The sequence below is a fragment of the Pectobacterium cacticida genome (genome assembly GCF_036885195.1).
Taxonomy (GTDB): Bacteria; Pseudomonadota; Gammaproteobacteria; order Enterobacterales; family Enterobacteriaceae; genus Pectobacterium; species Pectobacterium cacticida.
The window spans coordinates 2,404,355-2,418,655 of the sequence record NZ_CP133656.1 but is presented as its reverse complement, the minus strand read 5'-3'; the positions used below and the strand labels follow the sequence as shown (position 1 = coordinate 2,418,655).

9 protein-coding genes and 1 pseudogene are annotated in these 14,301 nt (G+C 55.1%); 2 read left to right on the top strand and 8 right to left on the bottom strand.

Features of this window, described 5'->3' with window-relative positions; all coding sequences use genetic code 11:
* The first annotated feature begins 161 nt into the window (after positions 1-161).
* Together ygjG and proP are read left to right on the top strand one after the other, a co-directional pair.
* Entirely contained in the window at positions 162-1,571 is a 1,410-nt protein-coding gene (gene ygjG / locus RFN81_RS11205) for a putrescine aminotransferase (RefSeq protein WP_264495926.1), read from the top strand.
* A 469-nt stretch (positions 1,572-2,040) separates the two neighbouring features.
* The gene (proP, locus tag RFN81_RS11200; RefSeq protein ID WP_264495925.1) at positions 2,041-3,543 is read left to right on the top strand and encodes a glycine betaine/L-proline transporter ProP; all 1,503 of its coding nucleotides are present in this window, start codon (positions 2,041-2,043) and stop codon (positions 3,541-3,543) included.
* A gap of 59 nt (positions 3,544-3,602) precedes the next feature.
* Here proP and RFN81_RS11195 read toward each other — a convergent pair whose 3' ends face one another.
* The 8 genes and pseudogenes from RFN81_RS11195 to RFN81_RS11160 all read right to left on the bottom strand — a co-directional run bounded on the left by RFN81_RS11195 (position 3,603) and on the right by RFN81_RS11160 (position 14,297).
* Positions 3,603-5,057, bottom strand: a complete 1,455-nt coding sequence (locus tag RFN81_RS11195; RefSeq protein ID WP_264495924.1) for an AMP nucleosidase — start codon at positions 5,055-5,057, stop codon at positions 3,603-3,605.
* Between the two features lie 158 nt (positions 5,058-5,215).
* Complete coding sequence (locus RFN81_RS11190) at positions 5,216-6,994, bottom strand: ABC transporter permease subunit (protein ID WP_264495923.1); 1,779 nt, start codon at positions 6,992-6,994, stop codon at positions 5,216-5,218.
* Positions 6,995-7,032: 38 nt separating this feature from the next.
* Positions 7,033-8,544 (bottom strand): ABC transporter substrate-binding protein, encoded by a 1,512-nt coding sequence (locus tag RFN81_RS11185; RefSeq protein ID WP_264495922.1) that lies wholly within the window; start codon positions 8,542-8,544, stop codon positions 7,033-7,035.
* Between the two features lie 10 nt (positions 8,545-8,554).
* Positions 8,555-9,802 carry an MDR family MFS transporter gene (locus RFN81_RS11180; RefSeq protein ID WP_264495921.1) on the bottom strand — a complete coding sequence of 416 codons (1,248 nt, stop codon included), beginning with the start codon at positions 9,800-9,802 and terminating at the stop codon, positions 8,555-8,557.
* Positions 9,803-9,883: 81 nt separating this feature from the next.
* Positions 9,884-10,720: an ABC transporter ATP-binding protein gene (locus RFN81_RS11175; RefSeq protein WP_264495920.1), complete on the bottom strand. Its 837-nt coding sequence runs from the start codon at positions 10,718-10,720 to the stop codon at positions 9,884-9,886.
* A complete protein-coding gene (locus tag RFN81_RS11170; protein WP_264498946.1) occupies positions 10,717-11,544 on the bottom strand; it encodes an ABC transporter ATP-binding protein in 828 nt (275 codons plus the stop codon). Before RFN81_RS11170 ends, RFN81_RS11175 begins: the two co-directional genes overlap by 4 nt.
* A gap of 183 nt (positions 11,545-11,727) precedes the next feature.
* Positions 11,728-12,123, bottom strand: a pseudogene (locus RFN81_RS11165) (transposase); the annotation flags it as partial.
* A 383-nt stretch (positions 12,124-12,506) separates the two neighbouring features.
* Positions 12,507-14,297, bottom strand: a complete 1,791-nt coding sequence (locus tag RFN81_RS11160) for an aryl-sulfate sulfotransferase (RefSeq protein ID WP_264495919.1) — start codon at positions 14,295-14,297, stop codon at positions 12,507-12,509.
* Between the last annotated feature and the right edge of the window lie 4 nt (positions 14,298-14,301).

Below are 14,301 nucleotides of genomic sequence, written 5' to 3'. Positions count from 1 at the left end.
AGTTAATCATCGCTATGACTCGCGTTTTATAAAAATAAATGTCTAATCCTATGCCTTAGATCGAAATTTAATATTTTATTTTATTTTTTGGCAGGCAAGTGGCGTGTCATGTGCATTAATTAAACTGGCATCGCGTGATGTCCGTTTACAAGGAGCACATTTTGTCCAGATCAAACGCCCACCTTAACCCGCTAGAGTGTACTCAGCAGGCATTGCATTGGATTCATAGTGACACGCTATCCCACGATGACATGGCGGCACTGAATCAAGAGGTCTTGAATTGTTTTCGTGAATATGTCAACCCAGGTTTTCTGGAATACCGAAAATCTGTCACCACCGGCGGCGATTATGCCGCCGTTGAATGGCGCGCCAGCGGCCCAAATACGTTAATTGATACCCAAGGAAATGAATATCTGGACTGCCTCGGCGGTTACGGCATTTTCAACATTGGGCATCGCAACCCAAATGTGCTTGCCGCCGTGGAGCGCCAACTCACCAAGCAACCGCTGCACAGCCAGGAACTGCTCGACCCACTGCGGGGACTATTAGCAAAAACGCTGGCGGCGCTGACGCCGGGCGATCTGAAATACAGTTTCTTTAGCAACAGTGGAACGGAAGCGGTCGAAGCCGCGCTTAAGCTGGCGAAGGCGTATCAATCTACTCGCGGTAAATATACTTTTATTGCCGCGACCGGCGCATTCCACGGGAAATCGTTAGGTGCGCTTTCCGCAACGGCTAAACCCGCCTTCCGTCGTCCTTTTATGCCGTTATTACCTGGCTTTCATCATGTGCCTTTCGGCGATATCAATGCCATGCGCAAGCAGGTTCAGCAATGCCAGAAGACTGGCGACGATGTTGCCGCCATTATCCTTGAACCGATTCAGGGAGAAGGCGGTGTGATTGTACCACCGGAAAATTACCTGCCAGCGGTTAGATCGCTATGCGATGAGATCGGGGCATTGCTGATTCTGGATGAGGTGCAAACGGGGATGGGGCGCACCGGTAAAATGTTCGCCTGTGAGCATTATGGTGTACAGCCCGATATCTTGTGTCTGGCGAAAGCCCTGGGCGGCGGCGTAATGCCGATTGGCGCGACGGTGGCAACGGAAGCGGTCTTCTCCGTACTGTTTGAAAACCCGTTTCTGCATACCACTACGTTCGGCGGTAATCCACTCGCTTGTGCGGCGGGGCTGGCGACGGTTAATGAGTTGCTGACGAAGAATTTACCGCAGCAGGCGGCAAAGCAGGGCGCGTTTTTGTTGCAGGGGCTCCAGCAATTAGCGGCCGAGTATCCTCAACTGATTGTTGAAGCGCGAGGAATGGGGCTATTGCAGGCGATTGAGTTCAGGAAAAATGAGATCGGGTACGCCTTCGCGCAAGAATTGTTCCATCGACACATCCTGGTCGCGGGCACGCTGAATAACGCGACAACCATCAGGATTGAGCCGCCGCTTACTATTACGCGTGAGCAATGTGTTCGCGTCCTGAAAGAGGCAAAAGAGGCGCTCAGGACACTGAATGGCTCGTTGCCAGACGCTAATAATAAAGTGAAGGAATATGCGGTAGAGTGAGAGACAACGTAACCCTATATCCGTATTCCATTAGCGTTAACTCAAAAAGCCAGTCTACATATGTTGACTGGCTTTTTCTCGCGAGCATGGCATGAGTGCCGTTCACCAGAACTGACCTCTGTGTCGATTTTCTATCAAGGTATTGTCTCGGCATGGCTATTTTAACCGTAATCCCAAAAATGATTATGCCGCGTAAGTAAAAACCCTACCGACAGCCATGTGATGATGTTGTCATAATGCTTAATCATTATTTTCTTTTGGTTATATCTCTGTCTGTTATTTAGGCATACGGCACCTTGAACCGTGCTTTTGGTTAAATTCTTCTATACTCCTTTTATATCGCACCAAGGTGTAATGAATATCACGATTAATAAATTGTGAATTCTTCAGGGTGCATTGGGCGTTAGCCGAGCATGAACGTGGTGGCCGCATGGTTAATAACAGGCCGTTTTGAGGAAAGGGAGAAAAAATGAGATTAAGAAAGAAGAAAATTGAGCCGATGAAAATTCAGGACATTACCATTATTGATAATGACAGGCTTAAGAAAGCGATTACCGCCGCGGCGTTAGGCAATGCGATGGAATGGTTTGATTTTGGCGTCTATGGGTTTGTGGCGTATGCGCTCGGGCAAGTTTTTTTCCCTGGTGCGGATCCCGGGGTGCAAATGATTGCCGCACTGGCAACCTTTTCTGTTCCTTTTTTAGTTCGTCCATTGGGCGGCATATTTTTTGGCGCGATGGGCGATAAATTCGGTCGCCAGAAAGTCTTATCAATTACTATTATTATCATGGCGGTAAGTACATTCTGTATCGGCTTGATTCCGTCCTATGATGCTATTGGTATTTGGGCTCCGATATTACTGTTGTTGGCAAAATTGGCACAGGGTTTTTCCGTCGGGGGAGAATATACCGGTGCGGCGGTTTTTGTTGCGGAATATTCCCCCGACAGGCGGCGCGGGTTTTTAGGAAGCTGGTTAGATTTCGGTTCCATTGCCGGTTTCGTGATGGGAGCAGGCGTCGTGGTGCTTATTTCTTCGATTGTCGGAGAAGAAAACTTTCTGGCATGGGGGTGGCGTATTCCATTCTTTATTGCCGCACCGCTCGGACTCATTGGTATTTACCTGCGCCATGCACTGGAAGAAACGCCAACATTTCAGCAGCATGTTGATACGATTGATAAAGAATCGCAAAATAGTCTCCAATCTGCCCCGAAGATCTCGTTGCGTGAAATTATCGTCAAGCAATGGAAAGGGTTACTGATCTGTATTGGCATGGTGATTGCCACCAATGTGACTTATTACATGCTGCTGACGTATATGCCAAGTTATCTCTCTCATAGTCTGCATTATTCTGAGGATCATGGGGTAATGATCATTATTGCCGTCATGATCGGCATGTTATTTGTGCAACCGGTTATGGGGTTAATGAGTGACCGCTATGGGCGTAAACCGTTTGTTATTGGCGGCAGTATTGGCCTGTTTCTGCTGTCAATTCCCAGTTTTATGTTGATTAATAGCGGTGTGATTGGGCTGATTTTCTGTGGGTTATTAGTATTGGCTGTGTTACTGAATTCGTTCACCGGGGTGATGGCCTCAACGCTTCCCGCACTTTTCCCTACGCATATTCGTTATAGTGCGTTGGCAACGTCATTTAATATTTCAGTGCTGGTGGCCGGTTTTACGCCAACGGCCGCAGCGTGGCTTGTTGAATCTACCGGTAATTTATATATGCCCGCATATTATTTGATGGTGATTGGGATAATCGGCTTGATAACAGGAATGTCAATGCGTGAAACGGCGAACCAACCGCTGAAAGGCGCTACGCCGGCAGCGTCAGATCGAACAGAGGCAAAAGAATTGTTACAAGAACAGTACGATAATATTGAACAGAAAATAGAGGAAATAGACGAGCAAATAGCTGAATTGGAGAAAAAAAGAAAACGGCTGACGGAACAGCATCCTGAGATTAATTAATAATAATGTCATGATAAATAAGCGCCGCAAAGACGGCGCTTATCGCTTGCGGAGCGTTGTTAGCGAAACGGCGGCTCGTTAAAGGTACGCAGCTTGCGCGAATGCAGCTTATCGCCTTCCGCGCGTAATCGTTCGATGGCGCAGATGCCAATCTGCAAATGTTCGGAGATTGCCCCCTCGTAGAAACGGTTCGCCTGTCCAGGCAGCTTGATTTCACCGTGCAATGGTTTATCTGAGACGCACAGCAGCGTGCCGTAAGGGACACGGAAGCGGTAACCTTGTGCGGCAATTGTCGCGCTTTCCATATCAACCGCGACAGCGCGGCTGAGATTAAATCGCAGGGCGGAAGCCGAATAGCGCAATTCCCAGTTACGATCGTCGGTGGTGACGACCGTACCGGTACGCAAGCGTTGTTTGACTTCTTCCCCCGGCATACCGCTAACCTGTTTGGTCGCATCATAAAGCGCACGCTGCACCTCGGCGATGCTGGGAATGGGGATATCCGGCGGTAACACAGCGTCCAGTACGTGATCGTCACGCAGGTAAGCGTGCGCCAACACATAATCGCCGATAGACTGGCTTTCGCGCAGGCCGCCGCAGTGGCCGATCATCAGCCACGCATGCGGGCGCATCACCGCGAGATGATCGCAGATGGTTTTGGCATTAGACGGCCCGACGCCGATATTAACCAGGGTAATGCCCTTTCCTTGCCGTGGAATCAAATGATAAGCGGGCATCTGATGCTTCTTCCAGGCCAGATCGGACACCGCTTGCTCAGGGTGCGGCGTGTCGGCGGTAATATAGATTCCCCCAGCGCAGGACAGCGCCTCGTAGGGGCTAGCAGGATCGGCGATCTGCGCACAAGCCCAACGCACAAACTCATCGACATAGCGGGTGTAGTTAGTGAAGAGAATGAACGGTTGGATATGTTCTACGGGCGTACCGGTATAGTGGCGCAGTCGCGCCAATGAAAAGTCGGTACGTAGCGCGTCGAAGTGCGACAAGGGGGTTGAGGTAGTCGCGTGATACAGACCATCGGCGGTCTCGTCGCCAATCTGTGACAGCTCCGTTGTTGGGAAATGTTTAGCGATGCTGGCGCTCATTGAACGATCGAGAACCAAATCGGAGCCGTCTAGCACGTAGGGGAATGGGATTTCCTGTTGCGATGGGCCGACACTGATGGTGACATCATAATCGTCTTTCAGCAGCGTCAATTGCTCCGCCAGATAAGCGCGAAGAAACGCGGGGCGAGTGATTGTGGTGGAATAGCCACCGGGGTGGGTGAAACGGCCATAGGCGCGAGGGCCTGGATGGTTTGTCGAATTGCCACCCCAACTAACACGCAAGGTTGGGTAGGAAAATAACCCTGCCGCACGCCTGTTGGCATCGGGTAGGGTGCCATCATTGATAAAATCCCCAATCGCGTCACGCAGCGCCGAAACGGCGTTATCGTATAGGGTTTCCAACCTATCCAGCGCTTGAGTGACGGTAAGACCGACGTCGCTGTTATGCATATTCTCTCCTTTAATCACGTTCTGCACATATTTACTTGTGTACTTCGGCAGAGGTTAGCTCACAGCGTAACTGAAGATGCACAGCCCCGCCATCGTGAAATCTAGCGGGGCTGTGGGCGTGAAGAGAAGAGAGCGTTGAGTCGGCATTACGCTATTGATTAATGCTTGTGGCGACCAGAGAGATGTGCTGCGCTCACGGCCAATATCGACAGCACGCCGAGTGCGGCCGCAGGTGCTAGCACACCCCAGAAGGCACGTTCGATATACGGCATGCCTTCTGCCAGCACGCGTCCCCATTCTGGTGTCGGCGGTGAGGCACCCAGGCCTAGGAAACCGAGCGATGCCAGCGCCAGCGCGATGCCGGGCAGTCGCAGCATGGCGTGACGAAAGAGTGGCCCAATCAGCGCAGGCAAAACATAAAACAGGCTGCGCCGTATCGGTCCCACGCCAAGGATTGGCAGCATGCGAATATAAGGGCGCGCATTAATTTCGGCGACCAGCGCCGCCGTGTGGGCCGCCAGCGGTGCCCAGCTCACGGCAATTACGGCAATCGCCGCGCCCGTTGCCGTCGGGCCATTAACGGCCGCAACCAGTAGTCCGGCAATCACCGGCGGTAGGGCATTGGTCACTTCGATCGGGCCAATGAACAGGCGTGGGAACAGCCCAACCAGCAGGCCTATGGCCAGACAGGCCAGCGATACGCCCAGCGCCAGCAGACAGGTTGTTAATGTCCCGTGCGCCACGCGCGCCAGCACATCGCGCCCCATCGCGTCCGCGCCAAAAGGCAATATAAATGACGGCGATTGCAGGCGCTGAAAAGCGGAAACATAGGGATCGCGCGGTAAGCCAGCAAACAATAGCAGCGCCAGTAATAGCACGCAGATAATCGGCAGCCAGATAGCATAGCGAGAGACGGCGTGCTCATGGGCTTGCGGCACCGGCATTGCGCCGCTTCGCAGCGCGCGTCCGAGAATCAACAGCCGCACGCCACTGGCGGCGATACCCGCCAGCGAAGCAATGAGTAACAGTATCACTATGCCGAGCTGTAAAGACGGCAAATCCTGTGCTGCCGCGGCGCCCAGCGTCGCGCGTCCCAAACCCGGAATGGCGAACACTTTTTCGACGGCAATGGCTCCGCCAGTCAGTGAGACCAATACTAGCCCGACGAGTGGCATGACGCTGGGCACTGTGCGTTTCAGTACCGCTAGCGCGATATGGCGACGATTCACTCCGGCTACGCTCCAGGTTGTTAACCAATTCTCGCTAAAGGTGGTGGAGAGTGCGTCGGCAATAATGCGGCCAAGGTAGCCGCCAGCCGGTATTCCGAGCGCCAGCGACGGCAGCACGGCGTAGTGTAAGCCCAGCCAGCCATAGGGTGGAAACCATTGTAACCAGACGGCACCGACGATCAGCAGAAATGACGCCAGCAGAAATTCAGGCAGTGCGGTAAATAAGGCGGCAAAGAGACCGCCTGAACGATGAATCTGACCGCGTAACCCTTGGCGAAACGTCGGAACGCACAGTACCGCAGCCAGTATGAAGGCCACCAAGGCCGAGGATGCCATTAGCGTGAGCGACACGCCCGTCGCCTGCAACATCCCCGGAAGCACGGGGCGGCCAGACACCCAGGAATGGCCCGCATCGCCGTGTAGCAGACCTGTCAGCCAGTTCAACAGCAGTTGCAGCGGGCCCTGATCCAGCCCGAGAGAGTGGCGGATGGCGTTAAGCGTTTCCGCCGTCGCTTCCTGATCGCCGGAACGGGCGCGTAGCAGTGCCAGCGCCGGATCCTGACCGGACAACCACGGCAATATGCCAATTAGCACGACGATCCCCGCCAGCGTCAGCAGTCGCGAAAACAGCGGGATCAGCACGCCGTATCGCGGGCGTTGCGCCTGGTTGAGGGTAGCACAGGTGCGGCAATATAGCGGTTCGCTCATAAACTCATCATCTTTCTGGTTGCTGGGCGTGTTACCCGTTATTTCGCATCGGTAGCAATATGCGTGGCGGCGTTAATCAGCGTGCGTTCACGCGGATCGCGTAGCGCGTCTCTTACCCGCGCGCTTTCCCCCTGAATGACGCGCTCATGCAGCATCGGAATCGCCGCATCGCTGGCAAGGATCAGATTTTCTGCTCGCATAATGGCCTGACGGCGTGCATCACCCGCAGGAATCGCCGCCGCTTTCTGTAACGCCTGATCGATTTCCGGGCGGCACAGTTGGGCGATATTGAACGACCCTGCGCAGGCGAAATCGCTGTACAGGTAAGCTACCGGGTCGCCGGAATCCAACACGGTGGCGCGGGATAAAATAAAGGCGTCAAACTTGCCCGCCAGCGCGTCGGACTCAATCTGCGCGTATTCACGTACTACCTGTTTTACCGTAAATCCGGCGGCGGTAAGCTGCTGTGCCAGATAGACCGCGACTTCAGGCAGTTCGGCGCGATCGCTGAAGGTGGCCAGCGTGATGGTCGCCCCCGCAGGCGTACCGGCTTTGACCGGATTCGCCACCGGCTGGCGTAGTTGCGCCGCCCACGGTAGCGCGGGGCCTAATAAGCCTTGTGCGACATCGGCACGTTGCTCATAGACGTTGTCCACCAGTTGTTGGCGATTGATGGCATCACGTACGGCGGCACGCATCGCAGGATCTTGCATTACACCTTGGCGCGTATTCAGATACAGCGTGTTGGTACGCGGCATCGGGACTTCATGCACCAGCGATTGGTCCAGCAGCGGTGCCTGAGAAACCGGAATGGCTTCAACAATGTCTGCCGTTCCGGTACGTAATGCCGCCGCACGTGCCGCACCGTCAGAGACAAAGCTGACGTCGATCCCGCTGGCCTGCGCTTTTTCACCCCAGTAGCCGTCGAATCTGTCTAACACTGCACTGCTGGTGCCCGTGACGCTACGCAGAACAAACGTGCCGCTTCCGGTGTTGATCGGATTGACCACGCCATTTTTACCGTATGCCGCGGTGGAGAGGATTGCCAACTGCGGGCTGGATAAGCGCTGGGGCAGCAGCGGATCGGCTTTAGCGGTGGAGACAATCACCGCGTTATCGCCATCGGCTTGTACCGTTAACTGCACGCCGTCCAGAATGCGCGGTTTGGGGGCGGCGGTGGACGCCACGGTGAGCGCATTAACCACCGTGGCGGCGTTTAACGTGGTGTTATCGTGAAAATGAACATTGGGACGCAGCTCAAAACGCCAGGATTTATCATCGATCTGCTGCCATGTTGTCGCTAACGCAGGCTGAGCTTCGCCGAGCTTGTCGAGCACCACTAGCGTTTCTGCCGTGCTCCAGCGGGACAGCTTAAAGGCATCATCGCTCAGCGGCGTCAGGCCGGAGCGCGGTGGTTGAAGCATCGCCAATTTAATGCGACCGTCAGCCTGTGTCGGCGTTTTTTCTTCCGTCTCATTGAAGCAACCGGAAAGCAGCAACGAAGCGGAAAGCAGGCAGGAGATCGACCACGGGTGATTACGAGGTTTCATCAAGTTGTCCTTAAATCTTGGTAATGGGAAGCGAGTTGAATGGGCGGCAGATGACAATCATCGCCAGCGAACTGCACAGCGGCACCGCGGCGAGCAGCACCCACGGAATAGCGGCCTGTGGTGACGGCGTCAGCGCACGGTCGAGTTGGCTACCGAGTACAACGTTGCCGACCAGAACAGCAATGCCGCCCATCGATGCCAGCGCGCCATAGTGCGCCCCCAGATTCTGGTTGTTGGCAAAACGCGGGATGAGATCCATGCCAACGGGGACGATTAACATCTGTCCCACTGTTAACAAGGTAATCAAGGAGATAGCCGGAAGTAGGCGCTGCCATCCTTCAGACGGTGTGCTGGAAGCAAACAGGGCGACACTGAGGAATGAGGCAGACAGCAGCGCGAAGCCCAATGGCAGCATGCGTGCTGCACCCACTCGGCGGGCAAAACGCGCCAGCGGAAGCTGCAATCCGATCACCAACAGCGAAGCCAGAACAAACAGCGGGCCGAGGTCTTTCTCACTGCTGCCGGAACGGTGCAGTTCAACCGGCAGCGCCAGATAGAGCTGGTTGTAGCTGAACAGATAAGCGCTGTAGGCAATGATGAAAGCAACAAAGCGTCTCTGACGGAAGGTTTCCCACCACGGGGCGATGTGTAATTCGCCCTGATTACGCTGCGTCGGCGGCAGGCTGAAAAACAGGACGATGAGCGCAATGACAAACACGACGGCGCCGGCGAGCGCCACGCGCTGGAATCCGTATCCGGCCAGTACCGAGCCCAGCAGGGGGCCCAACACCGCGCCTAGCTCACCGCAAATCGCAAACAGGGCGAACCACTCGGCGCGACTGCGTTTTCCCGCATTTTCACTTTGCGTGCCGGCTTGCGCCATTAAGGCCTCAATGGCGGGGGAGAACAGGGCTCCGCCGACGCCGGTCAGGCAGGCACCGAGAATAATTGGCCACAGCGAGTCGCCCAGCGCCAACAGGAGGTAGCCGCTGATGCGTACGACGCAGCCGCACAGGATAATTACGCGTGCGCCATAGCGGTCGGCCAGCGCGCCGCCGACTAAAAACATGCCCTGCTGAGAAAAGGTGCGTAAGCCGATTACCAGCCCGATAGCCCAGCCAGAAAGCCGCATGTCGTCGCGCAGGAAAATCGCCAGAAAGGGCACCACAGCATAAAAGCCAATGTTGAAAATTAACTGGCTGCCGAGTAGTAACGGGGGATAAGGTCGCGAAGCGCGATCGGCAATGAAGTTTGACATGCAATCATCCGTTTTAAACATCTCCGCGATGGGGCGCGGCGTTATTGACGTAGTGTTAAATATTGTTACCGGTGCCGCGCGCTAATAGCCTGACGTCGACAGCGCGGGTACGGCCTGCAACAGGCGGGCAGTGTGCGCCTGTTGCGGTGAGGCCAGTACCTCGGCGGTAGGACGATCTTCAATGATGCAGCCATCGTTCATGACCAGCATCCTGTCGCACAATCCGGCCAGGATGGAAATATCGTGCGATACCATTAGCAAACCCATCTTGTTTTGTTCGGTGATCTGTTGAAGCAGCGCCTTAATCTGTTCGCGCAACGGCAAATCCAGGCCGCTGACAGGCTCATCCGCCACTAAAAACGCGGGTTGGACCATCAGCGCTCGCGCCAGCGCGACACGTTGTGCCTGGCCGCCGGAAAGCTGCCCGGCGACATTGCTCAGAAGCGTGGTGCTCAACCCCACCTGATCCATGACTTCACGCAGGCGGGTCGAATGATTTTCATTGGCGCGCCAACTGCCATTAGCACTGAGCCGTTTCAGCGGCTCGGTGAGAAGATCGGCAACACGCTGGCGTGGCGCGAGCGAGCCTGCCGGATCCTGCGGAATATACTGGACGCGGCGGCGATACCAAATCAGCGAACGTACCGAGCCCGGCTTAATCAGGTTGCCGTCGCAGTACACGGAGCCACGCTCCGGCGCTTCAAGCGCCAACAGGGTTTTTAGCAGCGTGGATTTACCACAGCCGGAAGCGCCAACCAGCCCGACGCGTTCATGTTGTTGCATCGTCAGCGACAGATCGTGAAAAATCGCACCGGCAGGATCGATTTTTTGCCACGGTAAACACGATGTCTGGCGATAGCGGCTGACATGTTCGAGGCTTAAAAACGGTGTGGAAACCGCATGCAGGTGGTGGTTCATCCGGCGAGCGCTCCGGCAAGTGGTAAAGGCTGTTGCCTCGCGGTCGATAAAATATCATCAGCGCGACGGGCCGCCGCAACCAGACGGCGCGTGTAAGGATGTCGGGGCGTATTCAGCAACTGCCACATATCACCGGATTCGACGATCTGGCCGTTTTCCATCACCAGACCGCGTTGACAGAGTCGGGCGGCAACGGCGATATCATGCGTAATAAACAGCAGGGCGGGGGCATCCGGCTGCACGCTACGTTCCTGTAAGATCTGCAATACCTGCTGCTGAGTAATGACATCCAGCGCGGTAGTGGGCTCGTCAGCCACCAGCAGACGTGTCTTGCCGAGCAGCGCCAGGGTAATACAAATGCGCTGGCGCTGACCGCCGGACAATTCGGCAGGATAGCGCCGCAACAGGTTGGGAATGTCATCCATCTGCATGGCGCTAAGCAGTGCGGAAAGTTCGGCGGAAGAGCTCATTTTCAATGCCAGTGACAGCTGTTTTCCCAATGGCATAAGGGGATTCAGCGCCGTTGCCGAGTCCTGGAACACGGCAGAGGCGCGGCCAGTCTGCGGGCGGGCCTGCGCTTTCAATTGGCCCACCTCTTCGCCATTGACCCGAATGCTGCCGCTAATCGTGCAACCCGCTGGCAGCGTACCGATAACGGCTTTGGCGGTGAGGGATTTGCCCGAACCGGAGGCCCCGAGTAAACAGACACGTTCACCTTCGAACAGCGTAAAACTGACCTCGCTGACGTTGGTTTCTTTCCCTATAGACAGGCGAAGGTTCTCTACCTGAAGGATGGCGTCGGAGTGTCTGTTACAGTTAATCATGGTTAACGTATACGGTTGCTGTAAATTGATATGTAATAACATAACAAATTACAGCAAAATGATGCAAAGGAAATGTGATGCAGCGGGTATAAATTGGCACATCGATGCCGTCTTAATCGACAGCGTCGATAATGAAAGAGGGAGGAAGAATAATTGTAGAGAAGCGCGGACTAACTTTAGAGTTTACTCACTTGGTGAATCAATAAGCTGTGCCAGTTCCTCAGCGCTCAGTTGGGTAATCTCACTGACCTGTACAGGTTCCATACCGCTTAGCAGAAGCTGACGAGCAATGTTTCGGGCACTGGCTTTCATACCTTGCTCCATCCCACGCTGTATCCCCTGCTGCATGCCATGTTTGATGCCTTTTTCAAATCCGATTTTCTCAAGCTGCTGTGCGATGGTCATGATCGCCTCCCGATCCGTTGACAGAGATTGTGCGACAGCCTCAATAAACTCTGCTGGCTTTGAGGTATTGCCGCTCCGCGCGATGTAAAACAGTATCGCTCTTTTTTGTGGCAGCGGTACCTGCCAGCGCTCAAATAATAGGCCGATATCCTGTGCCAGTTCCAGCATATCTCGGTGTATCGCCGCCCTTTGATCACATTTCTATGAAGATTCAGAGATGGTTTCGTGCGCTGCACTGTTGCTATTCATCTTTGATACCGAACATGCGCCCGACTCAGGGCGCTCAGTTGCCGTCGCCCTGAGAACCCTGGCTTCCGGCTAAATTATGCCGCTGCGCGGTGCCATCGGTGCCCATGACCGCTAGTCAAGCCGCCAGTGACGCGCTCCCGGCGCGGTACTGGCTTTCGCGGCATCCATGCCGCTCACTCGGCGGCCACGTCCACCGCTGCATAATTTTTTAAGCCGGATATAAATCACCGCAAATTGAGGCATTTGTGCAAGAGGCGGTGGATGGATAGAGCGATCTCACTGGAAGCGAGATCGCATTTAGAGGGGAGTTAGCGTTGTGCGGCCAGCCACTGGCGTAGGCGTTCGGGTTGCTGTGCGCCGCTCAAGCGATCCCGTTCTCCACCCTTTTCGATCCATAGCAGGGTCGGCAATGTTCTGACCGCCAGTTGCTCCGCCAGCGCACTGTGACGATCGGCATCCAGATAATGGCTCGGCAAGTGGCGGTATGCCTCGTTATCCAGAATCGTTTCCAACTGGCGGTAGAGGCTTTTGCAGTGGACACAGCGTTCCGCGCCGACCAGCAGCAACTGTGGGCCTTGTTGGGCTGCCAGTTCAGGCCAGTCGTCAGCGGTCTGTGCAGCAAAACGCTCGCGGTTGACGACAAAGAGCTTCGGACTGCGTTTGAGGTCTTCGCTATCGGTTGCGACGCACAGGGCATCGCCGCTCTTTTGGTAAGGCCGTGTGCCCTCAATGCGCACCACGCTGGCGAAGCCGGGGGCGGCGGCGCCTGGTTGACGTAGTTGCGTGTTGTCGGGGGCGATCACTGGCGTTTCCTGTGGACGCGGCAACTGTGGTACCCACTCGTAGGGCACGCGATAGGCGCGATACACCATGTTGGTATTCACCGTTTTACCCCAGTAGGGAGAAATAAACTCCCAGACGATCTCGTGATCGACAGTGACTTCAAACAATCGACCGTTGGCGCCTTCGTTAATCAGCGTATTGCCGTTCGGCAGGCGCTGAATATTACTGATGTACGGGCTATAAAAACGGAACGCGTCGGTCGGGTGTGGGATGCCTGCTTCGTAGGGCGAATAGCGCCAGACAATATCCAGCGTTACCGGGTTGATTTCCAGCACGCGAGAATAGTCCCGCCAGGCGTTTTTCACGCCGTCGGCAGAGGCCGGATTGGGCGCGCCGTAGCCTGCCCAGCCGCCGTTATCAAACACCAGAATATTACCCGCGCCCGGCAAGCCTGCCGGGACCATATGCGCATGATGCTGGCCGATAATCCAGCCAAGATGTTTGAGTTCAGGCGTGTTGTAATTAGGACCAAGCTGCCAGACGATATTGCCACTCTGTTTGTCGATGATGGCGATGATGTTGGATTCGCGGGCGTCCCAGATAATGTTATCCGGGTGGAAACGGGTATCGCCCTGATCGAACCACGGGTTGGGGCCGAGTGCCGACATGGCGTTGATGTGCATCCAGTCGCCCATGCCGCCGCCGCTTTTGCGCAGGTTAGGATTGTTGTACAGCGCGGTTTTCGCATCGTCGTCAAAGCCCAACTCGTCAAAATGATCGCTGCAACGCCATTCCCATAAGATGTTACCTTCCCAGTCCACCTCAATGATAGTGTCGTCGAGCAGCAGTTTGTCGCTGATCCGTTCGTTATGCAGATTGGTATGCGCCAGCAGTAGCGTGTTGCCGCCAATCGACTGTGGCTCTTGTCCCGGTGCGTAATAGCCGACCGGGTTACCGCTGCGTTGGTAGTCATGATGGACGCGCGCCATCCATTCTGGCGGGAGATCGGGATCGGTAATGTGTTCATAGCCGTTGAATTTCCAGACGACGTTGCCGTCCCAATCCACCTGAATCAGATCGACCATGTCCTGCATGCCGTAGCGCGGATCGCGCTCACCGCTGTGCCCGAGGATGTAACCGCCGGGCAAAATTTTGTTGGGGAAACCTCGCAAGCCTTCCCACAGGCGTAGTTCGGTGCCGTTCATATCGACCAGTACCGCGCCGCGTTCCAGCGCCTGAAAGACGGTGTAGCCGCCCCAGGCTTTTTCCGGGTTGTAAATCGTCGTGCCGGTCGGATAGACGGAAGGGTGTCCCATAATG

Excerpts from the sequence above, each read along its gene's own strand:
- RFN81_RS11160 (WP_264495919.1), bottom strand. The coding sequence starts at position 14,297 with ATGGGACACCCTTCCGTCTATCCGACCGGCACGACGATTTACAACCCG.
- RFN81_RS11175 (WP_264495920.1), bottom strand. The coding sequence starts at position 10,720 with ATGAACCACCACCTGCATGCGGTTTCCACACCGTTTTTAAGCCTCGAA.
- RFN81_RS11170 (WP_264498946.1), bottom strand. The coding sequence starts at position 11,544 with ATGATTAACTGTAACAGACACTCCGACGCCATCCTTCAGGTAGAGAAC.
- proP (WP_264495925.1), top strand. The coding sequence starts at position 2,041 with ATGAGATTAAGAAAGAAGAAAATTGAGCCGATGAAAATTCAGGACATT.
- RFN81_RS11190 (WP_264495923.1), bottom strand. The coding sequence starts at position 6,994 with ATGAGCGAACCGCTATATTGCCGCACCTGTGCTACCCTCAACCAGGCG.
- RFN81_RS11195 (WP_264495924.1), bottom strand. The coding sequence starts at position 5,057 with ATGCATAACAGCGACGTCGGTCTTACCGTCACTCAAGCGCTGGATAGG.
- RFN81_RS11180 (WP_264495921.1), bottom strand. The coding sequence starts at position 9,802 with ATGTCAAACTTCATTGCCGATCGCGCTTCGCGACCTTATCCCCCGTTA.
- RFN81_RS11185 (WP_264495922.1), bottom strand. The coding sequence starts at position 8,544 with ATGAAACCTCGTAATCACCCGTGGTCGATCTCCTGCCTGCTTTCCGCT.